The organism is Pedobacter glucosidilyticus DSM 23534, from assembly GCF_000425145.1.
Classification (GTDB): Bacteria; Bacteroidota; Bacteroidia; order Sphingobacteriales; family Sphingobacteriaceae; genus Pseudopedobacter; species Pseudopedobacter glucosidilyticus.
Window position 1 is genome coordinate 41840 of sequence record NZ_KE384316.1, and the last position, 24425, is coordinate 66264.

General features: G+C 35.0%; 21 protein-coding genes. All 21 read left to right on the forward strand.

The features are described 5' to 3' along the window. Window positions 1-55 precede the first annotated feature (55 nt). The 21 genes from H510_RS0117520 to H510_RS0117630 all read left to right on the forward strand — a co-directional run bounded on the left by H510_RS0117520 (window position 56) and on the right by H510_RS0117630 (window position 24423). Window positions 56-2149 (forward strand): SurA N-terminal domain-containing protein, encoded by a 2094-nt coding sequence (locus tag H510_RS0117520; protein ID WP_342662643.1) that lies wholly within the window; start codon window positions 56-58, stop codon window positions 2147-2149. 68 nt (window positions 2150-2217) lie between these two features. Next, window positions 2218-2733 carry a DUF2480 family protein gene (locus tag H510_RS0117525; protein WP_026905502.1) on the forward strand — a complete coding sequence of 172 codons (516 nt, stop codon included), beginning with the start codon at window positions 2218-2220 and terminating at the stop codon, window positions 2731-2733. Window positions 2734-2821: 88 nt separating this feature from the next. Then, window positions 2822-3610, forward strand: a complete 789-nt coding sequence (locus H510_RS0117530; RefSeq protein ID WP_245584855.1) for a DUF3108 domain-containing protein — start codon at window positions 2822-2824, stop codon at window positions 3608-3610. Between the two features lie 54 nt (window positions 3611-3664). Continuing rightward, window positions 3665-4930: a nucleotide sugar dehydrogenase gene (locus H510_RS0117535; protein ID WP_026905504.1), complete on the forward strand. Its 1266-nt coding sequence runs from the start codon at window positions 3665-3667 to the stop codon at window positions 4928-4930. Window position 4931: 1 nt separating this feature from the next. After that, window positions 4932-6032, forward strand: a complete 1101-nt coding sequence (locus tag H510_RS0117540) for a DegT/DnrJ/EryC1/StrS family aminotransferase (RefSeq protein ID WP_036693419.1) — start codon at window positions 4932-4934, stop codon at window positions 6030-6032. Next, on the forward strand, window positions 6025-6522 hold the full coding sequence (locus tag H510_RS0117545) for an acyltransferase (RefSeq protein ID WP_026905506.1): 498 nt from the start codon (window positions 6025-6027) through the stop codon (window positions 6520-6522). The genes H510_RS0117540 and H510_RS0117545 overlap by 8 nt, the downstream gene beginning before the upstream one ends. Before the next feature lie 57 nt (window positions 6523-6579). Next, window positions 6580-7143, forward strand: coding sequence for a DUF3109 family protein (locus H510_RS0117550; protein ID WP_026905507.1), 564 nt, complete (start codon window positions 6580-6582; stop codon window positions 7141-7143). 117 nt (window positions 7144-7260) lie between these two features. Beyond that, a complete protein-coding gene (rfbA, locus tag H510_RS0117555) occupies window positions 7261-8133 on the forward strand; it encodes a glucose-1-phosphate thymidylyltransferase RfbA (protein ID WP_026905508.1) in 873 nt (290 codons plus the stop codon). A 636-nt stretch (window positions 8134-8769) separates the two neighbouring features. Beyond that, window positions 8770-9906, forward strand: coding sequence for a GDP-mannose 4,6-dehydratase (gmd, locus tag H510_RS0117565; protein WP_026905509.1), 1137 nt, complete (start codon window positions 8770-8772; stop codon window positions 9904-9906). Between the two features lie 415 nt (window positions 9907-10321). Then, on the forward strand, window positions 10322-12826 hold the full coding sequence (locus H510_RS0117575; RefSeq protein ID WP_026905511.1) for an SLBB domain-containing protein: 2505 nt from the start codon (window positions 10322-10324) through the stop codon (window positions 12824-12826). Window positions 12827-13297: 471 nt separating this feature from the next. Then, entirely contained in the window at window positions 13298-14485 is a 1188-nt protein-coding gene (locus tag H510_RS0117580; RefSeq protein WP_026905512.1) for a UDP-N-acetylglucosamine 4,6-dehydratase, read from the forward strand. A 6-nt stretch (window positions 14486-14491) separates the two neighbouring features. Further along, complete coding sequence (locus H510_RS0117585) at window positions 14492-15643, forward strand: LegC family aminotransferase (protein ID WP_036693409.1); 1152 nt, start codon at window positions 14492-14494, stop codon at window positions 15641-15643. Continuing rightward, a complete protein-coding gene (locus tag H510_RS0117590) occupies window positions 15644-16981 on the forward strand; it encodes an ATP-binding protein (RefSeq protein WP_026905514.1) in 1338 nt (445 codons plus the stop codon). Next, window positions 16974-17618: an acetyltransferase gene (locus H510_RS0117595; RefSeq protein ID WP_026905515.1), complete on the forward strand. Its 645-nt coding sequence runs from the start codon at window positions 16974-16976 to the stop codon at window positions 17616-17618. Before H510_RS0117590 ends, H510_RS0117595 begins: the two co-directional genes overlap by 8 nt. After that, window positions 17611-18618 carry an N-acetylneuraminate synthase gene (neuB, locus tag H510_RS0117600; protein WP_026905516.1) on the forward strand — a complete coding sequence of 336 codons (1008 nt, stop codon included), beginning with the start codon at window positions 17611-17613 and terminating at the stop codon, window positions 18616-18618. The genes H510_RS0117595 and neuB overlap by 8 nt, the downstream gene beginning before the upstream one ends. Then, window positions 18615-19766 carry a UDP-N-acetylglucosamine 2-epimerase gene (gene neuC / locus H510_RS0117605; RefSeq protein WP_026905517.1) on the forward strand — a complete coding sequence of 384 codons (1152 nt, stop codon included), beginning with the start codon at window positions 18615-18617 and terminating at the stop codon, window positions 19764-19766. Before neuB ends, neuC begins: the two co-directional genes overlap by 4 nt. After that, window positions 19759-20811 carry a nucleotidyltransferase family protein gene (locus H510_RS0117610; RefSeq protein ID WP_026905518.1) on the forward strand — a complete coding sequence of 351 codons (1053 nt, stop codon included), beginning with the start codon at window positions 19759-19761 and terminating at the stop codon, window positions 20809-20811. The genes neuC and H510_RS0117610 overlap by 8 nt, the downstream gene beginning before the upstream one ends. Before the next feature lies 1 nt (window position 20812). Then, on the forward strand, window positions 20813-21514 hold the full coding sequence (locus H510_RS0117615; RefSeq protein ID WP_026905519.1) for an acylneuraminate cytidylyltransferase family protein: 702 nt from the start codon (window positions 20813-20815) through the stop codon (window positions 21512-21514). Window positions 21515-21638: 124 nt separating this feature from the next. Beyond that, complete coding sequence (locus H510_RS0117620; protein WP_026905520.1) at window positions 21639-22709, forward strand: Wzz/FepE/Etk N-terminal domain-containing protein; 1071 nt, start codon at window positions 21639-21641, stop codon at window positions 22707-22709. A gap of 2 nt (window positions 22710-22711) precedes the next feature. Beyond that, a complete protein-coding gene (locus H510_RS0117625; protein ID WP_026905521.1) occupies window positions 22712-23674 on the forward strand; it encodes a glycosyltransferase family protein in 963 nt (320 codons plus the stop codon). 71 nt (window positions 23675-23745) lie between these two features. Next, window positions 23746-24423: a glycosyltransferase family 2 protein gene (locus tag H510_RS0117630; RefSeq protein ID WP_162143092.1), complete on the forward strand. Its 678-nt coding sequence runs from the start codon at window positions 23746-23748 to the stop codon at window positions 24421-24423. Window positions 24424-24425 lie beyond the last annotated feature (2 nt).

Sequence of the window (24425 nt, forward strand, 5' to 3'; positions counted from 1 at the left end):
ATTTGTATCTTGCGCCCTCTAAAATTTAAAAAAAAGAAAGAATCATATGGGAATCATGGGTTTTTTGCGTAACCGAGCTGGTGCAATTATTATTATAGCCATAGGTTTAGCAATTGTAGCATTTCTTTTAAGTGATGCAATAAGAAGCGGAAGTGGGTTTATAGCTGATGCACAAAGTGAGATAGGTGTAATAGACGGAGAAAAAATTTCTTACACCGAGTTTAATGAGCGTGTAGAACAAAATTCTCAACAGTTTAAAGCACAAATGGGCGGTAATTTAAATGCTCAAATGCAGTCTTATGTAGTAGAAAACACTTGGAATCAAATGATGTCTTCGGTAATTTTGAAAAAACAAACCGAGAAATTAGGCATAGCTGTAGGAAATACCGAATTATTTAACATCATGTTTGATAATCCTACTCAGCAAATGCAGCAAATTTTTACCAATCCAGAAACGGGTGCTTTTGATAGAAATACAGCTATCAACTCAAGAAAAAGTGCTGGTACAGATCCCACAGGTCAGTTAGAAAAGCAATGGCTAGCTTTAGAAGAAAGTGTGGAGCAAGAGCGTATCAACCAAAAATATTTAAGCCTTATTAAAAATGGGGTTTATGCAAACTCGCTAGATGCTAAAGATGATTATACCAACAGAAACAAACTGGTTAAGTTTGATTATGTAGTTTTAGATTACGCCTCTATACCAGCAAATCAGGTAAAGTTAACTGATGCAGATTACCAAGAGTATTACGATAAAAACAAATTCAAATTCAAAAACAGAACAGAAACCAGAACATTTGAGTATGTTTCTTTTGATGCTTCACCATCTAAACAAGATACTTTAGAAGCAAAAGCAAAAATTGATAAAATTACCGAAGGCTTAAGAACCAGCACTAATGATTCTCTTTTTGTTGCCATCAATGCGGATACTAAAATGCCTTTGACTTATCAAAAGAAAGGTGCTTTAGAACCAGCATTAGACTCTGTCATGTTTACAGCTCCTAAAGGTTACATTTATGGGCCTTATTTCTCTGGTAATGCTTATAAAGTAGCTAAGTTAATAGATACTAGAGTTGGTCCAGACTCTGTGAAAGCTCGTCATATTTTAATCAATCCAGCTACAGAAGGTGGCGTTGATAAAGCTCAAGCAAAAGCAGATTCTATCAGAAATCTAATCGCTAAAGGCGCTGATTTTGCAAAATTAGCTAAAGAGTTTGGTACAGACGGTTCTAAAGATTCTGGTGGCGATTTAGGTACTTTTGGTCGTGGTGCTATGGTACCAGCCTTTGAAGATGCCGTTTTCGGAGCTAGTGTTGGTCAGTTAATGACGATCAAAACACAATTTGGTGTTCATGTTATCGAGGTACAAAAGCAAATAGGTTCTTCTAAAGTAGTAAAAGTTGCTGTTGTAGATAAAGCCTTAGCGCCAAGCTCTCAAACAGAACAAGCAGCTTACCAAAAGGCACAATCCTTCTTAAGCGAAGTAAGCAATCTAAAAGAATTTGAAGCAGCAGCACAGGCTAAGAAAATTAATAAATTAGTGGGCGAAGATGTAGGGCCTTTACAAGCTAGCATCCCAGGTTTAGAAGATGCCAGAAGCCTAGTTCGTTGGGTTTATACTGCAGATAAAGGCGATGTTTCTAAAGAAATTTTTGATATTGGTGATAAATATGTAATTGCTGTATTAACTAAAATTAAGCCAGAAGGAACATTGGCTCTGGAAGATGTTAAAAAGCAAATAGAGCCAGCTGTACAAAATATGGTTAAAGCAAGAATGCTAAAAGAAAAAGCAGACAAAGCTTTACAAGGAGCTTCTTCTTTAGCTCAGGTAGCTCAAAAATTAGCTAAAGCTGTTACTCCTGTAGAAAACATTGTATTCGCAAATCCAGTAATACCAGGCTTATCTCAAGAAAATAAAGTTGTAGGTTCTATTTTTGGCGCACAGCCAGGTAAATTATCTACAGCTATTGAAGGCGAAGCTGGGGTTTATATTTTCACAGTTAAAGGCTTTACCAATCCTCCGCCATTTAAAGATGTAGCTAAAGTTAAAGAACAAGTAATGCAAACACTTTCTCAGCAAGTAGATGGTGCTGTATTTGAAGTGTTAAAAGAAAAAGCAAAGGTTAAAGATTTTAGAGCAAAATTCTATTAATGCTTAGCCAATAAATTTTATGACCGGAGTCTGTGAAAAATAGGCTCCGGTTTTTTTATTTTTACACTATGGATATTCAGGAAAATATAGTTAACAAAGTTGCGCAAAGTGGCTTAGTATCTGTAGACCTTGCAGACTTAAAGCCAGCTGGTGAAAGAGTGGTTTATGATATCAAGGATAATCTTTTTCATGGGTTAATCTTAAAAGAGAAAGATTTTAGAGAATTTATCAAAACCCACAATTGGGAGCAGTACACAGGTAAACATATCGCTATCACTTGCTCTGCAGATGCTATTGTACCCACATGGGCTTACATGTTGCTTGCAACCAAATTGGCAGATTATGCGTCATCTATCATATACGGTACTTTAGAAGATTTAGAAATTTATCTTTTTAACCATGAAATAGAAAAATTAGATGTTCAACAATATAAAGATCAAAGAATTGTAGTAAAAGGTTGTGGCGATATTTATGTCCCTACGGCTTCTTTCGTGGCTTTAACCTCCAAATTACATCCGGTAGTTAAAAGTATCATGTACGGCGAGCCTTGTTCTACAGTTCCTTTATATAAAAGAAAAGATTAATTTGGTTTGCTTTTTGATTTTATGCTGATGTAAACCATGATGAATAAATCAATAGAAATATTTTACCTCATTAGATTTACATGATAACATGAAACAAACCATGAAATACATCACCATCCTTCTCATCTTAGTATTAGGTTTTGATCAATTAAACGGTCAGGAACTAGCATATTTAAATAATTCATCTTTTAATAGTGGTGAAGTTTTAAAATATAAATTAAAATATGGCTTTATCACAGCAGCAGAAGCTTCTTTAAGAGTATTAGATACCGATGTGAAGTTTGAGAACCAGCCCACTTATCATTTATTGGTACAAGGTAAAACATCAGGTACCTTTGATATTTTTTATAAAGTTCGTAATCGTTACGATTCTTATATCAACAAAAAAGATTTTGCACCCTACCTATACACAGAAAATATCCAAGAAGAAAATTACAGAAGAACAGAAAAAGCTCGTTTTTACCAAGATGAACGTAAGATTGTGGCCAATAAAGGTACTTTTAAATCTCCTGTAGCACAAACTTTTGATTTAGTATCAGCCTATTACTTTGCCAGAAATTTAGATTTATCTGGGATAAAAGCTGGAGATAAACTTACACTACGTTATTTTTTGAGTGATGAAATTACCCCACTTACTATAGAGTATTTAGGCAAAGAGGTGGTTAGAACCAGCAAAGGTAAACTAAGATGTCTAAAGTTCAGACCATCCATCTCTCCAGGAAGAATTTTCAAAAAGGATAGTCAGTTATTTTTATGGATAACAGATGATGCTAACCGTATCCCAGTTAAAGCAGAAGCGGAAGTTTTAGTAGGTAGCATCACCATGGAACTTAGCGATGCCAGAGGCTTAAGGCAGCCACTACAAATTATAAAATAAAGAGATTCTATTTCTCATAGAATTTTATAATTTTACTGTTTTACTAAAACTTTGATAAATTCTAAACAAATTTCAATAGCTGTTATTGGTCAGGGATACGTAGGTTTACCGTTAGCCGCTGCTTTTGGTAAAATCTATCCCACTATAGGTTTTGATATTGATACCCAACGCATAAAAGAACTTCAAAAAGGAGAAGATAAAACGTTACAGCTTACCGCTGATGAACTAAGAGTTTCGGAAAAGCTTAAATTTTCTGCAAATCAACAGGATATTTCCAATGCTAATGTTTTTATCATCACAGTTCCTACACCCATAAATGCTTTTAAATCTCCAGATTTAAGTTTACTTCTAGAAGCAAGTAAAATGGTAGGCAGTGTTTTAAAAAATGGAGATACGGTAATTTATGAATCTACGGTTTATCCTGGCTGTACAGAAGATGATTGCGTTCCTGTTCTAGAAATGCAAAGTAAATTAAAGTATAATGAAGATTTTTTTGTTGGCTATTCACCAGAACGCATCAATCCAGGCGATAAAATCAATACGCTTACCAAGATTATCAAGGTAACATCGGGCTCCAACCCTACTATAGCTACGTTTATCAACCAATTGTATCAATCCATCATTACGGCTGGTACTCATTTGGCTCCATCAATTAAAGTTGCAGAGGCTGCAAAAGCTATAGAAAACGCACAAAGAGATGTTAATATCTCATTTGTAAACGAACTAGCCCTTATTTTTGATAGAATAGGTATTGATACCAATGATGTATTGGATGCCGCTGCCACCAAATGGAATTTTCTGAAGTTTAAACCTGGTTTGGTTGGTGGGCATTGTATTGGTGTAGACCCCTATTATTTGGCACATAAGGCAGAGGCTTTAGGTTATCATCCACAGGTTATTCTTTCTGGAAGAAGGGTGAATGACAATATGGGGATGTTTGTGGCCAATAAATTAATTAAACTGTTAATTAGTAAAGGAAATACCATTAAAGGAGCTAAAGCACTTATTTTGGGTTTCACTTTTAAAGAAAATTGTCCTGATATTAGAAATACCCGAGTAATTGATATCTATAAAGAATTGAAGCAGTTTGGTTTAGAAGTGGATGTTTATGACCCTTGGGCAAATCCGCAGGAAGTAGCAACAGAATATCAATTTTCTTTAATCCCAGCTTTGGCAAACGAGCATTATGATGCTGTGATTATCGCAGTAGCACATCATCAGTTTTTAGCATTGGATTATGCTGGTTTTAAAAAGAACGGAACGGTAATTTTTGATACTAAGTCTATTATTCCACGAGTTTTTGTAGATGCAAGATTATAAGATGAAACCTGTAAGTATGATAGATTTACCTCTAGAATATGCTACTCGTAAAATGGAGTATGATGAGGCTATACAAGCTGTTTTACAGGTAGGAGATTTTATAAAAGGCAAAGCTGTAACTGAACTGGAACATCAGCTTTCGCAGTTTCTAAATATCAAACATAGTATTTCTTGTGCTAATGGTACCGATGCCTTAGAAATTGCATTAAGAGCTTTAAATATTGGCGAGGGGGATGAAGTTATAGTACCCGCATTTAGTTACGTAGCTGCTTTAGAGGTGGTAAGCTTAGTAGGTGCCAAGCCAGTTTTGGTAGATGTTGATGAACACTATTTTCAAATAGATGTTACAAAAATAAAGTCGCTTATCAACCCAAGAACTAAAGCTATTATTGCTGTACATTTATTTGGGCAAGCAGCTTATATGGATGAATTATTAGAGATAGCCAAAGCTCATCAATTATATGTTATTGAAGATAATGCTCAATCTTTTGGTGGGATGTATCAAAACCTGTATTTAGGAACTTTTGGTCATATCAGCTGTACCTCCTTTTTTCCGACAAAAAATTTAGCTTGTTATGGAGATGGAGGAGCCATTTTTACACAAGACGATGCTTTGGCCCAAAAAATTATGATGATGGCTAATCATGGTCAAAGTGCTAAGTACCATCACGAAATGGTAGGTAGAAACTCTAGGTTAGATACTTTACAGGCTGCCATTTTACAAGTTAAATTACGCCATTTAAAGCCTTCTTTAGCCGTTAAAGCTGGTTTAGCTGGGTTATACCAACAGCAACTTTTAGGTGTTAAGGAAATAAGTTTACCTCGGGTTGCACCTCATAGTCAGCACAGCTGGAACCAATTTACGATTAGAGTTCATCAAAACAGAGATGAGTTAAAGAAATTTTTAGCGCAGCATGGTGTTCAAAGTATGATTTACTATTCTAAAGTATTATCGCAACAACCTGCTTATGCTAGTCTAGAAAAAGACTTTCCGGTTGCTCAGCAATTAACCAAAGAAGTTTTATCGCTACCTATACATGATCAGTTGAAAGAAGAAGATACTCAGCAAGTTACTAAACTTATCAAAGAATTTTATGGATAAAAAAGCATCTTTTGTTCATCATACAGCCATTATTGATGCTGCTGTTGAAATTGGCGAAGGGACTAAAATATGGCACTTTTCCCATATCAGCGAAAGCGTAAAAATTGGTAAAAATTGTGTGATAGGGCAAAATGTATTTATTGGCAAAAATGTGAGGATTGGGAATGGTGTTAAAATTCAAAACAATGTTTCAGTTTATGAAGGTGTTGAAATAGAAGATGATGTATTTATAGGACCTTCTGTGGTATTTACCAATGTGATTAATCCAAGAGCTTTTATAGAGCGTAAAGCCGAATTTAAGCCAACTATCGTGAAGAAAGGGGCTACTTTAGGGGCTAATAGCACCATCATTTGTGGTCATAATATTGGTGCTTATGCTTTTATTGGTGCTGGCTCTGTATTAACCAAGGCTGTTCAGGATTTTGAACTTTGGTATGGTAATCCTGCAATAAAACATGGTAGGGTAAACCACGAAGGAAACAAGCTATGAGCAGAAGCTTATCGCAATAAAAAAAGTAATTTTGTGGGTTGATATAATAAAGGAGATATGTTAGAAGTTCAAAATACCTTAGTGCATGAAGATGTTTTAAAACAAAACTTTGTGTGTCATTTAGATAAATGTAAAGGAGCTTGTTGTATCGAGGGGGATGCTGGGGCACCTTTAGAAGAGCATGAATTGGCTATTTTAGATGAGATTTATCCTCAGGTTAAACCCTACATGACAGCTAAAGGTATAGAAACGGTAGAGCAGGTTGGAACATCAGTAAAAGATTTTGAAGGCGATTATACCACACCTTGTGTAGATACCAATAAAGAGTGTGCTTATGTTATTTGGGAAAACGGAATTACCAAATGCGCTATAGAAAAAGCTTATGAAGAAGGAAAAGTGAATTGGAAAAAACCAATCTCTTGTCATTTGTATCCTATAAGAATAACTGCCTATCCAGACTTCGATGTTTTACATTATGACAGATGGAGTATCTGCGCTGATGCTTGTAATTTTGGAGATGCTTTAAACGTAAAGGTATATGAGTTTTTAAAAGAACCATTGATAAGAAAATATGGCGAAGCATGGTATTTAGATTTAAAGGAAAAAGTAGAAGGTGTGTAGAATGTTTGTTTAAACATCTTTAAGTTTAACTATAAAATATTAAAAATAACACAGGTTTTACTACCTTATCAAACTTAAATTGATAGATTTGCGAAATTATTTAAATAAGTAACACACTTGAAAGGAATTATTTTAGCTGGAGGCTCTGGAACACGTTTACATCCTCTTACCTTGGCGGTAAGTAAACAAATGATGCCGGTTTATGATAAACCTATGATTTATTATCCGCTTTCTACCTTAATGTTAGCAGGTATTAATGAAATCTTGATCATATCTACCCCACATGATTTACCCGGGTTTGAAAAGTTATTAGGAGACGGTTCAAATTTAGGTTGTAAATTTTCTTATGCAGTACAGCCTTCTCCGGATGGTTTGGCACAGGCATTTATCATTGGAGAAGAATTTATTGGAACAGATTCCGTTGCCTTGGTATTGGGAGATAATATTTTCTTCGGCGATGGTATGGCAAAATTAATGCAAGCCAACACCCATCCTGATGGGGGTGTAGTCTTCGCTTATCCTGTTCACGATCCAGAACGTTATGGCGTTGTAGAATTTGATGAGCATCGCAACGCTAAATCTATAGAAGAAAAGCCACTTCAGCCAAAATCAAATTACGCAGTACCAGGATTGTATTTTTATAACAATTCTGTAGTAGAAATAGCTAAAAACATAAAACCTTCACCAAGAGGAGAGCTTGAAATAACCGATGTTAACAAAGTTTATTTGGAACAAGGTAAATTAAAAGTAGGTGTACTTAGTAGAGGGACTGCTTGGTTAGATACAGGAACTTTTGAGTCTTTAATGCAAGCCGGGCAATTTGTACAGGTGATAGAAGATAGACAGGGATTAAAAATAGGCTGTATCGAAGAAATTGCTTACCGCATGAATTTTATCAATAAAAATCAATTGGAGCAATTGGCAAAACCATTGGTAAAAAGTGGTTATGGTACCTATTTAATGGATATTGTTGAGGGTAAGATTTTGTAGAGCGAATTAGGACTATATCTAAGGAATTGTCATCCTATGCTTCGACTCCGCTCAGCATGACACAATATATGTCACATTGAGCGCCTGCCTATCAGGTAGGAAGAAAGTTGAAATTTAAAGAATGTCATCCTGAGGGTTAATATATTTCATATAAATCAATATGAAATGACGTGTTTAGGTAGTTCGATAGTCCTGCCCAAGCATTAACGACCGTTTACGCCCAATTCCGCCTTGGCGGTTGCGGCTTCTACTGGATTAGCCTTAGTAGAACCTTTAGAAGCAAGCGGCGCAGCGGAGAGTTTTTGGGTACTTTTTGCGGAAACATGCGAAGCATTCATGAAGGCTAAAATATAAAATCAATACTTTGAATAAAAGTACCTTGACATGGCCGGTCAAGAGGCCGGAAAGCTAGTGGGCGAATGCTTGATTTTTAAACATTTATAAATAGCGTTAATGGTAGCTATGTCACACTGAGCGGAGTCGAAGTGGGAGTCGAAGGATACTAATAACATAAAGTAAAAAAGAAAATGAAAGACGGAACTTGGGATGATTTTTTTATAAAGGATAAATTTGGTATTCCAATTTTCCATAAAAGAACATTCCAATATCCCATTTAAATACATCAATAACAAACAAATGAAAGTAGCTTTAATTACGGGTATTACTGGGCAAGACGGAGCATATTTAGCCGAATTCCTCTTAAAAAAAGGTTATATCGTACATGGTCTAAAAAGAAGGTCTTCTCTTTTTAATACCGATAGAATAGACCATTTATACCAGGATCCTCATGAAGATGGGATAAAACTAAAGTTACACTATGGAGATTTAACTGATTCTACCAATTTAATCAGGTTAATTCAAGAGATACAGCCAGATGAAATCTACAATTTGGCAGCCATGAGCCACGTAAAAGTGAGCTTTGATACACCAGAATATACGGCTAATGCTGACGGAATTGGTACCCTTAGAATTTTAGAAGCCGTAAGATTATTAGGTTTAACCAAGAAAACCCGTATATATCAAGCTTCAACATCAGAACTTTATGGATTGGTACAGGCTGTTCCTCAGTCAGAAACAACACCTTTTTATCCTCGTTCACCTTATGCAGTAGCTAAGATGTATGCTTATTGGATAACGGTAAACTACCGTGAAGCTTATGATATGTATGCTTGTAATGGTATACTTTTTAACCACGAAAGTCCTATCAGAGGAGAAACTTTTGTAACCAGAAAAATTACCCGAGCCACGGCTAAAATTGCGATGGGACTGCAAAACTGTTTATATTTAGGTAATCTGTCTGCACAAAGAGATTGGGGGCATGCCAAAGATTATATAGAAGCCATGTGGCTAATCCTACAACAAGAAAAGCCAGAAGATTTCGTTATTGCTACTGGTGTAACTACTACCGTAAGAGATTTTGTGAGAATGAGTTTTGCGGAGTTAGGTATTGAGCTTGAATTTAGTGGTAAAGATGAACATGAAAAAGGGGTAATTATAGATGTAGACCAGGAAAAAGCTATAGCTTTAGGCTTAAACTTAGAAGCTTTAAAATTAGGTCAAACTGTGGTTAAAGTAGATCCAAAATATTTCAGACCTACCGAAGTAGAATTATTATTAGGAGACCCTACAAAATCTAAAGAAAAATTAGGGTGGAAATTAAAATATGATTTGCCTGCTTTAGTTAAGGATATGATGGAATCTGATTTACATCAAACCAAAAAAGATCAATATTTGAAAGATGGAGGTTACCAAACCATGAATTACTTTGAGTAGTTGAATAACATATCACCCCTGTGTTCAAATATATTTCATATAATTCAATATGAAATAACGTATTTAAGTAGTTCGATAGTCGAGCCTAAGCACAAACAACCGTTTACGCCTAATTCCGCCTTGGCGGTTGCGGCATCTACAGCCCTAGCCCTAGCAGAACCTTTAGAAGCAAGCGGCGTAGCGGAGAGTTTTTGGTTACTTTTTGCGGAAAAAAGTAACTTGACAAGGCCGGTCAAGAGGCCGGAAAGACCAGAGGGTGAATGCCTGATTTTAAATAAATTCAATGGTAGCGGTGTATAAGAGTAATAAATGCTTCGACTCCGCATAACAAAATCAAGTTAAGGATAATTATAAAAAATAAAATAATAACATAAAGAAATTGATAATTTTGCAGGGCTTTAAAGAAAATAAATACATGAATATTAAGAATATATCCGTCTACCTCATCATTCTTTTATTATGGTTTAAGGTCGTACCATCTTTCGCTCAAAATATAACACAACAAAATTTTTCCAACGTTCGTGTAGATGAGTTAACAGATGATCAAATCAAGCAAATTATCAAGCAAGTAGAATCATCAGGATTATCAGAAGCGCAATTAGAACAAATGGCTGCTGCTCGTGGTATGCAACCATCAGAAATTCAAAAACTAAGAGCAAGAGTAAATGCTGTAAATAGCAAAAGTTCAGCAACAGGCGCCACTGATGCTACTGTAAAAGGTAAAGATGGCAGTAGAAGCAGAAGTTTTGAAGGAGAAGTTCAAGATATTGCTAATTCAGACGATAAAAAGACAGAAACAGAGGCCGATGCTGCTTTACAAGCTTTAAAGTCTAAAATATTTGGTAAAGAGTTATTTTCAAATGCAGCTACCACTTTTGAGCCTAACTTAAGATTGGCTACGCCTTTAAATTATGTGATTGGTACAGCCGATCAATTGTTGATTGATATTTATGGTTATTCTGAAGTTAGCTATCAACTAACAGTAAGTCCAGAAGGTACAATTAATATCCCTTATGCTGGTATAGTACAAGTTGGTGGTTTAACGGTAGAAGCTGCTACATCAAGAATACGAAATAAACTTTCTCCTATTTATAGCGGTTTGCAAACGGGCAATACCAAACTAAGCGTTGCAATTGGTAATATCAGGAGTATTAAAGTTATCTTAACAGGCGAAGTTACTAAGCCTGGTACTTACACCTTACCTTCTTTAGCAACAGTTTTTAACGCTTTATACTCATCTGGCGGACCTACAGACAATGGTTCTTTTAGAAATATTGAAATTATCAGAAACGGAAGAAAAGTAGGCACATTAGATGTTTATGATTTTTTGTTAAGAGGAGATTTAAAAAATAATATCCGTTTGCAAGATCAGGATATTATCCGAGTACCTACTTATCAAAAAAGAGTAGAAATTGTGGGTGAAGTAAAACGCCCAGCTATTTTCGAAATGAAGAACGGCGAAGATTTAAAAGACTTATTAAACTTTGCTGGAGGCTTTACAGAAAGAGCTTATCAAGCCAGAATAAAAGTCTTAAAAAATACAGCTACAGAGCGTAAAATAGCTGATATTGTAGCTGATGCTTTTGATACCTACCAACCTGAAAGCGGAGATAAATATTTTGTGAATGAAATTTTAGACCGTTTTGAAAACAGAGTTTCTATTGTAGGAGCAGTTTTTAGACCGGGCGAGTATGAATTAACCTCGGGTTTAACTCTGAAACAATTGGTAGAAAAAGCAGAAGGTTTAAAAGAAGATGCTTTTATCAACAGAGCTTATATTACTAGATTATTACCTAATAACCAAACCGAATTATTATCTTTTGATTTGGGTAAAGTAATGAGTGGTAAAGCCAATGATATTACGCTTAAAAGAGAAGACATCATTACCATTTCATCTATTTTCGAGCTTAGAGAAGAGTATGCAGTAAGTATTGATGGAGAAATCAGAAGACCTGGTTCTTTTACCTTTATAGAAAACATGAGTTTAGAAGACCTCATCATGCAAGCCGGTGGTTTTAAAGAATCTGCTAGTCCGCAAAGGATAGAAATTTCCAGAAGAGTAGTCAATAGTGGCGAAACAGCAGCATCAGCATCTGCCAGAACTGCAGAAGTATTTCAATTAGAGGTAAATAGAAACCTAAGTTTAGTTGCGGCTAAGTTTATTTTAAAACCTTTTGATATTGTTACCGTACGTTCCTTACCTGGCTATGAGATTCAAAAGCAAGTAAGAATAGAAGGCGAAGTTTTGTATCCTGGTATTTATAGTATCACCCGTAAGGACGAACGTATTTCTGATTTGATTACCAGAGCAGGCGGCTTAACAGAATTAGCTTATGCAGAAGGTGCCTCTTTAAAAAGAGCAGGTAAAATGGATACCCAATTAGATAAAGAGAAGGAAGACCAAAAGCTATTGCAATTTAAAAAAGTACAAAAAGAAGCTAAAGATAGTACAGCTATAGAATTAGAAAATAAAGTAGCTAGAAATAATTTTGTAGGCATAAACCTAGAAAACATATTGGATAAACCTGGAAGAAGAGATGATTTATTTCTAGAAGAAGGTGATATCATTTCTATTCCTAAAGAACTGCAAACGGTAAAAGTAAGTGGCGAGGTCTTATCACCAAATACAGTAGTTTATACCAAATCAAGAGGATTTAAACAATATGTTAATAATGCAGGTGGCTTTTCTCAAAACGCTTTAAGGAAAGGTTCTTATATCATTTATGCAAATGGCTCTGTGAGGAGCACCAAAAGATTCTTGTTGTTTAATAACTATCCATTAGTGAAAACAGGGGCAGAAATTTTTGTACCTAAAGCAGAAGAGAAACGTAAGTTAACCCCTGCAGAAACGGTAGGTATTATCTCAGGTTTAGCATCTTTCGGCGCCATTATATTAGAGGTAATGAATTTGTTGAAATAAGGTATTGATTAATCCATTAGTATTATCTAATAAACTTGATTTCTTGAGCTCGTTTTGTAACGAGTTTTTAATGTGTTAGGGCGATTACATCGCCTTCTATTAAAAGCAGAGTTTTTATTAACGCAAGAAATAGTGTTTCATAAAGGATTACCTACTTGAGCTCGTTTGCAACGAGTTCTTAATATGGTAGGGCGATTACATCGTCTTATGAATAAAACATGTTTTTATAAACCATAAGGATGGCGCAGTATGCACAGAGCAGCCCAAAATTCTTTTACCTCGCTAGATTTAATTTTTTTAGAATACCTAACCACCTAACTCCCTATAGCTATTGGGACTAACCAACTAACCAACTAACCACCCAACCACCTAATAAACCACCAAAGTAAAAAATAAAAAGAGTAGCTTTAAACGTTATTTTAATTATTAAAGTTGTTAGAGGATTTTATCAGCATAAGCACCTCGTAAATTATGGACATTTTAGGATTAATTGGTCGTAAAGAAGAATTATTTCATCAGGATATAAGCCAGTATCAGCAAGAATTAATGCAATTGGTTAGCCAATCCAAATTTTTGGTGATTGGCGGTGCGGGTTCTATTGGACAAGCCGTTACCAAAGAAATATTTAAAAGAAACCCGCTAAAACTGCATGTGGTTGATATCAGTGAAAACAACATGGTAGAATTGGTAAGAGATATCAGAAGTTCTTATGGTTATATCTCTGGCGATTTTCAGACTTTTGCACTTGATATTGGTTCTTTAGAATATGATGCTTTTTTTGAAGCCGATGGTGACTATGATTATGTCCTGAATTTATCAGCATTAAAGCATGTGAGGAGCGAGAAAGATCCATACACCTTAATGCGCATGATACAGGTAAATATTTTCAATACCGAAAAAACGGTGCAGCAGTGTATTAAAAAAGGCGTCAAAAAGTATTTTTGTGTGTCTACAGATAAAGCAGCTAATCCTGTAAACATGATGGGAGCATCCAAAAGAATTATGGAGATGTTTCTGATGCGAAGAAGTTCCGAAATTAATATATCTACAGCTCGCTTTGCTAATGTAGCTTTTTCAGATGGTTCTTTGCTTCATGGTTTTAACCAGCGTATTCAAAAAAAACAACCTATAGCAGCTCCAAATGATATCAAACGCTATTTCGTTATCCCAAAAGAGTCTGGAGAATTATGTCTCATGTCTTGTTTGATGGGCCAAAATAGAGATATATTTTTTCCTAAATTAAGCGAGCATTTACACTTAATTACTTTTTCTGATATTGCTATGAGATACCTGAAAAATTTAGGTTACCAGCCTCATATTTGTGAAACAGAAGAAGAAGCAAGAATGCGTATAGATGCTTTAATAGAAAAAAAGAAATGGCCTTGTTTATTCTCTGGCAGTGATACTACAGGAGAAAAAGACTTTGAAGAGTTTTATACAGAGAAAGAAATACTAGATATGGAAAGATTCCATAATTTCGGAATTATCAAGAACCATTTGGCTTTTGATGATGCTCAACTCAACTATTTCTCTCAAGAAATAGCTAAGCTCAGAGCGCAAGCTTATTGGTCTAAGGAAGATCTGGTAAAACTCTTTCATGAGATGATTCCAGACTTTGGACATAAAGAAACAGGTAAATATTTAGATGCTAAAATGTAATAGTTGATGCCAAATACCTTTCAAACAGTTGTAAACTTTATCAAACAACAATTTCCTAATCAGGATTTTATTCCCCTTCACGAGCCTAAATTTATCGGGAATGAAAAAGCTTATGTTTTGGATGCCATATCCTCTACCTTTGTATCTTCTGTTGGGGCCTATGTAAATAAGTTTGAGGAGATGATGTGTGAGATTACAGGAGCCAAGCATGCTATAGCCATCGTAAATGGAACCAATGCTTTGCATTTAGCCTTGTTATTGGCTGATGTGCAAGAAGATGATGAAGTATTATCCCAAAGTTTAACTTTTATTGCCACTTGTAATGCTATAAGCTATATTAAAGCTAAGCCTGTATTTATAGATGTTGATTTAGATACCTTAGGCATGTCGCCAAGTTCACTAAAACTCTTTCTTCATCAATACGGAGAAAAAAGAGCTGATGGTTTCACCTACAACAAGCAAAGCCAAAAACGTATAAAGGCTTGTGTACCTATGCACACTTTTGGTTTACCTTGCCGCATAGATGAAATAGCAGAAATATGTAACCAGTGGAATATCAGTCTAATAGAGGATGCTGCCGAATCTCTTGGTAGTTATTATAAAAATCGACACACCGGAACTTTTGGTAAAATAGGTACCTTTAGTTTTAATGGTAATAAAACAGTAACCTGCGGAGGTGGTGGCGCATTAATTACCAATGATGCTACTTTAGCGAAAAGGGCTAAACACCTCAGTACGCAAGCTAAACAGGCACATCCTTGGGCTTTTTTACATGATGAGATTGGCTACAATTATCGTATGCCTAATTTAAATGCAGCATTAGCTTGTGCCCAATTAGAGCAATTGAATACTTTTGTTGAAAATAAAAGAGTATTAGCATCATCATACAAAAACTTTTTCCAAGATTTAGCTATACCTTTTGTACAAGAACTACCAGAGGCCCAATCAAATTACTGGTTAAATGCCATCTTATGGAAAGATATAGAAGAAAGAGAGGCTTTTTTAAAATATGCGAATGATAATGGGGTAATGTCGAGACCTGTTTGGGAACTGATGCACCGTTTACCTATGTTTAGTACAGCTCAAAAAGCCCACCTTAGCAATAGTGAGTATATTGCAGACCGTTTAGTAAATATCCCTAGTAGTGTAAGAATATAAATGCTTGAAACTAACTATATAGAATATAAATCTGATTGGAAGGATGATTATCTGAAAGTAATTTGTGCTTTTGCAAATACTTCTGGGGGAATTTTGTACGTAGGTAAAAATGATGATGGTAAGTCTGTAGGAATTAGTAATGCTAAAGATCTTTTAGAAAATTTACCTAATAAAATCAATAGTAGATTAGGAATTATAACAGATATTAGTTTTGATAATAAAGATGGTCTGGAAATTCTGATTATTGAGATCAAAAAATCTACAGTTCCTATTTCTTTCAATGGGAAGTACTACAAAAGAAGTGGGAGTGTAGTATTAGAATTGCAAGGACGCCAATTGAGTGATTTTTTGTTAAAGCATACGGGCTATACATGGGATATGCTTGATGAAGATCATGTTTCAATGGATGATTTAAACTTAACCACAATAGATAAGTTTAAATCGTATGCATCAGATAGGTTACCATCAATTTATTTGGAGGAAAACTTAGAAATATTGCTACAAAAACTAAATCTATTAAATAAGAAAAACTTATCAAGAGCAGCAATATTATTGTTTAGTGGACAATTGCAAAAGTATTTTCCTCAAGCTCATATCAAAATAGGACGTTTTGTTTCTCCAACGGAAATGATTTCAAGCGATATTATCACTGGTAACTTATTTCAACAATTAGAAGATGTTTTTGAGGTACTTCAAAAGAAATATCTTATCCATCAAATTTCTTATGATGGAATTCACCGTAGAGAAATTCCTGCTTATCCCCTTGAAGCTTTGAGAGAAGCCCTGATAAATGCTTTAATTCATAGAAATTATCATTCAACGGCGGCAACACAAGTTAGAATTTATAATCATTATATCCAGATTGTAAATGACGGTAGACTTCCCGAGGGAATGAGTATTTCTGATTTGAAAAAGCCGCACTTGTCTTATCCCAGACATATTTTATTGGCAGATGTCTTTTATAAAGCAGGCTTTATAGAAAGTTGGGGGAATGGGACCTTGAAAATTTCAGAAATTTGCAGCAAGATGGGACTGCCAGAGGTTTTGTTTGAACAAAATGAGTATCAGTTCTCTGTTACTATTTTTGCTAAGTCTTTTATAAATGAGCATGAAAATGAGCATGAAAATGAGTATGAAAATGAGCATGAAAATGAACGCTTAAAAAGTTTAATTTTAGAAATTAAGAAAAATAAATTTATAAGTATAAATCAACTTGCGGAGAAATTAGGAGTTAATAGGTCAACAGTTACTAGAGATTTAAATAAGTTAAAAGAGGCTCGCCAACTGAACAGGAAAGGTTCTGCAAAGGGTGGTTATTGGGAGGTAAACCATGAATAAAAATAATCTTATACTCATAGGCGCTGGCGGTCATTGCAAATCTTGTATAGAGGTCATAGAAGCCCAAGATCAATATCAAATTAAAGGTATTTTAGATCTTCAACATAAAGTTGGCGAAACCCTTTTGGGCTATCCTATCATCGGTACAGATAATGATTTGCCAAATTTAACCAAGCAGGGTTATCATTTCTTGATCACCCTAGGGCAAATTAAAAGTGTTGTAGCAAGAAAAAGCCTTTATCAGAAATTAAAAAGTTTAAATGCTCCCATAGCTACCATCATTTCGCCTTACGCTATTGTTTCTAAGCATGCCAGCATCGCCCAAGGCACCATCCTCATGCATCATGTAAAAGTAAATGCAGGTGTACAAATAGGTGAAAATTGTATCTTAAATACGGCTTGTAATGTAGAGCATGATGTTCACATTGGTCATCATTGTCATATCTCTACCCAAGCTGTTATCAATGGAGATGTAACTATAGCAGATGAAGTGTTTATAGGTAGCGGAGCCATCATCCGCAATGGGATACACATAGCTTCCTCTACCATTATTGGGGCTGGTGCAGTGCTATTGCAAAACATTGATGAACCGGGTATTTTTGTAGGAAACCCATCAAAACGAATCACGCATGGCTAAAACCATCATTATTGCAGAGGCTGGTGTAAACCACAATGGAAATATTACTTTAGCCAAAAGCTTGGTAGATGTTGCAGTAGCAGCCGGAGTAGATTATGTGAAATTTCAAACTTTTAAAGCCGAGGCTTTAGTAGCGAAACAAGCTAAAAAAGCTGATTATCAAATAGTAAACACTCAAAATGAGCATGAAACGCAGTTAGAAATGCTCAAAAAACTAGAGCTGTCTGAGCAGGATCATCAAACCCTAATTCAATATTGTAAGCAAAAAGGTATTCATTTTTTCTCCACCGCTTTTGATCTAGAGTCGCTACAGTATCTAGCAGATATTGGTTTAGATTTGGTTAAAATTCCTTCTGGCGAGCTTACCAATTTACCCTACTTAAGAAAAGCTGCCCATCTATTTAAAAAAGTCATCCTATCAACCGGGATGGCAACTTTAGCAGAAATTAAAGCTGCGATAGCAGTATTTTTAAAGGAAGGAATTTCTTTAAAAAACATCACCGTATTACATTGCACTACCGAGTATCCTACACCTATGCAAGAAGTTAACCTTAAAGCTATGCAAACCATAGCACAAGAATTTGATGTTCAGGTAGGCTACTCAGATCATACCATAGGAATAGAAATCCCCATAGCAGCTGTAGCACTTGGTGCTTGTGTTATAGAAAAACATTTCACCTTGGATAAAAATATGGAAGGCCCAGACCATAAAGCATCCTTAAACCCCGAAGAATTAGGTGCTATGGTAAAAGCCATTAGAAATATAGAGCTTGCTTTGTCTGGAAACGGTATCAAAGAACCAACAGCATCAGAATTAAAAAATATAGCTATTGCCAGAAAAAGCATTACGGCTAAAAAGCACATAAAAGCAGGAACTCCGTTTACAGAAGATAATATAACCACCAAGAGGCCTGGTACTGGCTTGTCTCCTATGCTTTGGGATAGCATCATGGGGACAATGGCTACTCAGGATTTTAACGAAGATGATTTAATAGTATGAAAGTTTGCGTAGTAACAGGTACCCGGGCCGAATATGGCTTGTTAAAACCACTCATAGATAGCTTTGCTCAGGATGAACGCTTTCAATTACAGCTATGTGTAACAGGCGCACATCTTTCTCCAGAATTTGGTTTAACCTACCAACAAATTATCCAGGACGGTTACCAACAGATAGAAAAAGTAGAAATGCTATTGTCTTCTGATAGTGCAGTAGGCATTACCAAATCTATGGGTTTAGCGCTAATAGGTTTTGCCGATGTATTGGAGCGTTTAAAACCAGATGTATTGGTAATTTTAGGAGATAGGTACGAGATGTTGGCTGTGGCATCAGCAGCATTAATCTTTAAAATTCCAATAGCACATTTACATGGCGGCGAGCTTACAGAAGGTGCTTATGATGATGCTATCAGACACGCCATCACCAAAATGAGCAGCCTACATTTTACGTCAACAGAAGCTTACAGGCAAAGGGTGATACAGTTAGGAGAAAATCCTCAACATGTACATCATGTAGGAGCTATAGGTTTAGATAATATCAAAAACTTAAATTTACTAAGCTTGACAGCGCTACAAGAGCAACTTCAAGTAAAATTTTTAAAGTACAATTACCTCATCACCTTCCATCCAGAAACTCATGCTAAAATAGGGGTAGAGGCACAATTTCAAGAACTTTTAAAGGCATTGGATACACAAGCAGATAGTTTGTTTATATTTACAAAAGCTAATGCAGATACCCATGGTCGTACCATCAACCAAATGATTGATGATTACGTATTTAAAAATCCACAAAAAGCCATTGCTTTTACTTCTATGGGGCAGTTAAGGTATTTATCAACTATGAAATATTGTACCGCAGTTATAGGTAATAGCTCAAGCGGTATCATAGAGGCACCATCCTTTCATAAACCCAGTATCAATATTGGGGATAGGCAAAAAGGTAGAGTACAAGCCAGCAGTGTAATTAATGTAAATGCTTCCTCATCAGAAATAGTCGTTGCAATAAACAACATCAAACTATCAAAAGAAAATTTCAACAACATAAACCCTTACGGGGATGGACATACAGCAGAGAAAATCGTGAAAATTATAGCAGAAACTTCTTTAGCGCATCTTTTGCCAAAACCTTTTTACAACCTCCACTATGTATAACCTAGAAAAACATACCGTAAATGATACCATCACCATTAGGGATGCCTTGTTAATTATTGATAAACAGGGGCTTATAGCCAATGTTTTATTTGTAGTGAGTCAGGAACGTAAGTTATTAGGCTCTGTAACAGAAGGAGATATTCGGAGAGCATTGCTCAGAGGTGAAACCTTAGCTACATTGATTACAGCGGTCATGCGTCAGAACTGTAAATATCTTTATCAGAATTTTGATGTAAAAGATATAGAAGAACTTCGCAACATCAACATCACTTTTGTTCCGATAGTAAATCAACAGCATCAAATTATAGAAATTATCGAGGTTAATAAATATCAACCCAAACTACCTGTACATGCTATTATCATGGCGGGTGGCAAAGGACAGCGTTTATTACCCCTAACCAAAACAACTCCAAAACCTTTATTGCGCATCGGCGATAAGCCTATTATAGAATATAACATAGACCGTTTAGCCAAAAGCGGCGTTACACATATCCACATCAGTATCAATTACCTAGGCGAGCAAATACAAGCCTATTTTAAAGATGGAAAAGAAAGAGGACTTGATATTAAATACTTAGTAGAGAAAGAGTTTTTAGGCACCATTGCATCGGTAAAATTAACCCAAGATTATCAAAGTGATACGCTGTTGATCATGAACTCCGATTTGTTGACCAATATCAATTTTACCGAGTTTTATCAAGCCTTTTTAAAGCAAGGGGCAGATATGGCTATAGCTTCAACCTCTTACCACGTAGATGTACCTTACGGCGTTATAGAAGTAAATGCAGAAGCTGAGGTAAACTCGCTTAAAGAAAAACCTCGATATACCTACTATTCCAATGCAGGCATCTATTTAATAAAAAAGGAGTTGATCAATTTAATTCCTGATGGCGAATTTTATAACATTACCGATTTAATAGAGCGTTTATTGATGTTAAATAAAAAAGTAATCAGTTTCCCGATTTTAGGTTATTGGTTAGATATTGGTAAACACGAAGATTTTAAGAAAGCACAAGAAGATATCAAATATTTAAATTTAAACTAATATGAGGATTTTATATTTGATACCAGCCAGAGCAGGCTCTAAAGGCTTACTCGGTAAAAATACCAAACTATTACAAGGCAAGCCTTTGGTACAATATACAATTGAATTTGCTTTAGCAACAGCCAATACCCATGATGAAATATGTATTTCTACCAATGATGATGAGGTGATACCTATAGCAGAAAAATTAGGAATTCAACCACCGTTTAAAAGACCTGAACACTTAGCTACAGATACCGCAAGTAGCTATGAGGTCATTATGCATGCTTTGGCTTATTATAAAACGCAAAACAAAATTTTTGATGCTGTTTTATTGCTACAACCCACCTCGCCTTTTAGGCAGATAGCAGATTTTAATAAATTAATAGCACAGTTTGATGAGCATTGCGATATGGTCGTTAGCGTAAAAGAAGCTAAAGAAAACCCATATTTTACCTTGTTTGAGGAAAATACCGAAGGCTTCTTAACCAAAAGTAAAGAAGGTCATTTTAAACGCCGACAAGATTGTCCTAAAGTATATGCTTATAATGGCGCTATGTACTTGATGAGGGTAAAAGCATTAGAAGAAAAAGAGATAAGCGCTTTTATGCAGATAAAAAAAATACTCATGCCTACAGAGCGAAGCATTGATATAGATACCGAAGCAGATTGGGTTTTAGCCGAGTATTTTGCAGCTATAAACAATAAGTTTGCTAATAATTAACCAAACTATTTCTTTCAACTTAAAATATAATTACCTTTGCCCATCACAAAACAGCTATCAAAAAAATAGATTCATTTAACAAGAAAAACACCAGCATTAAAATCATAAAAATACGCCCGGCCTTATGGCAGAAGAAAAAATCAATACAGCAGAAGACGAAATCTCCCTCAAAGAACTTATTCTTAAATTAAAAGAATGGTACTTATACTTATTATCAAAATGGAAAACCATTTTAATAGCAGGTATTTTAGGCGGAGCTTTAGGTTTAGCTTATGCTTTTATTAAAAAGCCTGTATATACGGCTACCACAACTTTTGTATTAGAAGAAGGAGAAAGCGGTGGCGGCTTGGGTGCTTATGCAGGTATAGCTTCTATGGTTGGTATAGACTTAAGTGGTGGTGGTGGTGGTATTTTTAAAGGAGACAATATTATTGAATTGTATAAGTCTCGGAAAATGATACAAGAGACTTTATTAAGCCAAGATACTTTTGAGAGAAAACAACAATTATTAATTGATAGGTATATTGAATTTAATAAGTTAAGAGAGGATTGGCAGGAAAAGCCCGAATTAGTGAATCTGAAATTTTCTACTGATGTAAAAGGTTATAATCGACTAAGAGATTCTGTGATGGGTAAAATTGTGGAAACCATCAATAAGAGTGTTTTAAGCGTAAGCAAGCCTGATAAAAAACTTTCTATCATTAAAGTTGATGTAAAATCTAAAGATGAGCTATTTGCTAAATCTTTTGCTGATAATATTGTAGCCAAGGTAAACCAGTTTTATGTAGAAACGAAGACTAAAAAGTCTATGGAAAATGTTGCTATTTTACAATACCAAACAGATAGTGTAAGGAGAGTACTGAATAAAAGTATTGGTGGTGTTGCTTCTGAAATAGATGCTAACCCAAATTCAAATCCTGCTTTCCAGAAATTAAGAGTGGGTTCACAAAAAAGACAAGTGGATGTACAAGCGGCTGGGGCAGTTTATCAAGAATTGGTTAAGAATTTAGAATTATCTAAAATAACATTAAGGAAAGAAAAGCCTTTGATTCAAGTGATTGATGAACCTGTTTTACCTTTGAAGATAGACAAGTTAGGAAAAGCTAAAGGAATTATTTTAGGAGGTTTTATATGTGGATTAATGTGCTTGATATATTTTGTATGTGAAAGAGTATTCAAGAATTTATTTAGTTAAATATGAAAATAAACTTTATTTCGTTCTTAGATCCTACTATATATTTTGGAGGAGGAGAGATGATAAGCAGGGCGTTATTAGTTGAAGGAAAAAAGCGAGGTCATGATATACGTATTTCTTCAGTAAGGCCTAGTAAAATTTATGTTCATGAGAAACCAGATTTAGTTTTTTTTTGTGATATTTTTAATAATGCACATAGTTATAAATCATTAGGAGCATGGAGGGCTTTTGATATTTCCTTTATTAAATCTCAAATTAAAAGCACTCCATTTATTCATATGACTAATGCTTATGTTGATTTATGTAATTTACCTTATCTTCCATGCAATGGATCTAATAGTGAGATTTGTGAGTATAAGAAAATGTTATCTTTTCCAAGGAGGATCTTGATGAAGGATAATACGAATAAATGTTTCACAACTAGACAAATTGTGAGAGATTTATATCAAAAATCAATTTTAAATATTTATTTGTCGCCACTTCATCAAAAGGTTTCTGAATCACTTCTGGGGCTTCCCGTTAATAAGTGCTTTGTTTTAAAGCCAATTATAGATAAAGATAAGTTTTATAATATGCATTTAGATAGGGATATAGAATATTTATTTGTAGGAATAATAGGTGAGGCAAAGGGTTTAAACGAGATAAGAGAAAAATATAAAGAAAAGAACATACATTTTATTGGAAAAATAGCTCCTGGTATTGATTTAGACTTTGGAACATATCATGGTCATGTTGACTATACCGAAATTCCGAAATTCATGAATAGAGCAAAAAGGTTTGTTTTTTTTCCCAGATGGCCAGAACCTCAGGGAAGGGTTGTAGTGGAAGCAGCATTATGCGGTTGTGAAATAATAGGAAATGAAAATGTTGGAGCTCTTTCTTTTCCAATGAACTTATCTGATGCAAATAACTATTTAAATGTTGAAGCAGATTTTTGGGAAGAAATAGAAAATTTAAAAATATGATAAAAGGAAAATTGAGCATAATTATACCAGTATTACATCTTTCGAGGCCAAAGAATGTTAAAAGGTTTTTTATGCCAAAGCAAACTATTGAAGAAACATTAAGTGATATTAAGAAAAATGTCTTGATAGATCATGAAATTATTGTAGTTTGTAATGGCCTTGATAAGGAATTACAAGATTACATTAGGACTGATAAAAGAATTGACCGTTATTGTTTAAATAGTGTTAATGTTGGGGTAGCAAGAGCTTGGAATATAGGGGCGCAACTGGCTGAAGGAGAGGTGTTATGCTATTTAAACGATGATGTTTCAATTGGCCGAAATGCATTAGAAACATTAACAAAGCAACTTTTATCTTCTAATGAAATTGGTGAAATTGGGCCTGCTGGTTCATTTTGGAGAGATTGTCAACACAAAAGTTTTGCAGAGATTAATTCAGAATTTATAGAAGTTGATGTAGTTTCTGGATTTTGCTTTTTACTTAGAGCATCAACTTTTCATGAGTATGGAGGATTTGATGTCGCTTATACCCCAGCAGGGTATGAAGAAATAGATTTATCTTACAAACTAAGGTATGGAGGTTTAAAGTGCTTTATAAACCCTAAAGTTGATATAAAGCATTATCATCATCATGGAGTTAGCGCTCAAACAGTAGATATTCATTATCTAGGGTCTACCATACGTACGGATGCACTACACTTGAGGAATAAAGAATATTTCAAAAAAAAATGGGGAAATAAATTACCCTAAGA

Coding starts and splice junctions, on each gene's coding strand:
- H510_RS0117520 (WP_342662643.1), top strand. CDS start 56: ATGGGTTTTTTGCGTAACCGAGCTGGTGCAATTATTATTATAGCCATA.
- H510_RS0117525 (WP_026905502.1), top strand. CDS start 2,218: ATGGATATTCAGGAAAATATAGTTAACAAAGTTGCGCAAAGTGGCTTA.
- H510_RS0117530 (WP_245584855.1), top strand. CDS start 2,822: ATGAAACAAACCATGAAATACATCACCATCCTTCTCATCTTAGTATTA.
- H510_RS0117540 (WP_036693419.1), top strand. CDS start 4,932: ATGAAACCTGTAAGTATGATAGATTTACCTCTAGAATATGCTACTCGT.
- H510_RS0117545 (WP_026905506.1), top strand. CDS start 6,025: ATGGATAAAAAAGCATCTTTTGTTCATCATACAGCCATTATTGATGCT.
- H510_RS0117550 (WP_026905507.1), top strand. CDS start 6,580: ATGTTAGAAGTTCAAAATACCTTAGTGCATGAAGATGTTTTAAAACAA.
- gmd (WP_026905509.1), top strand. CDS start 8,770: ATGAAAGTAGCTTTAATTACGGGTATTACTGGGCAAGACGGAGCATAT.
- H510_RS0117575 (WP_026905511.1), top strand. CDS start 10,322: ATGAATATTAAGAATATATCCGTCTACCTCATCATTCTTTTATTATGG.
- H510_RS0117580 (WP_026905512.1), top strand. CDS start 13,298: ATGGACATTTTAGGATTAATTGGTCGTAAAGAAGAATTATTTCATCAG.
- H510_RS0117585 (WP_036693409.1), top strand. CDS start 14,492: ATGCCAAATACCTTTCAAACAGTTGTAAACTTTATCAAACAACAATTT.
- H510_RS0117590 (WP_026905514.1), top strand. CDS start 15,644: ATGCTTGAAACTAACTATATAGAATATAAATCTGATTGGAAGGATGAT.
- H510_RS0117595 (WP_026905515.1), top strand. CDS start 16,974: ATGAATAAAAATAATCTTATACTCATAGGCGCTGGCGGTCATTGCAAA.
- neuB (WP_026905516.1), top strand. CDS start 17,611: ATGGCTAAAACCATCATTATTGCAGAGGCTGGTGTAAACCACAATGGA.
- neuC (WP_026905517.1), top strand. CDS start 18,615: ATGAAAGTTTGCGTAGTAACAGGTACCCGGGCCGAATATGGCTTGTTA.
- H510_RS0117610 (WP_026905518.1), top strand. CDS start 19,759: ATGTATAACCTAGAAAAACATACCGTAAATGATACCATCACCATTAGG.
- H510_RS0117615 (WP_026905519.1), top strand. CDS start 20,813: ATGAGGATTTTATATTTGATACCAGCCAGAGCAGGCTCTAAAGGCTTA.
- H510_RS0117620 (WP_026905520.1), top strand. CDS start 21,639: ATGGCAGAAGAAAAAATCAATACAGCAGAAGACGAAATCTCCCTCAAA.
- H510_RS0117625 (WP_026905521.1), top strand. CDS start 22,712: ATGAAAATAAACTTTATTTCGTTCTTAGATCCTACTATATATTTTGGA.
- H510_RS0117630 (WP_162143092.1), top strand. CDS start 23,746: ATGCCAAAGCAAACTATTGAAGAAACATTAAGTGATATTAAGAAAAAT.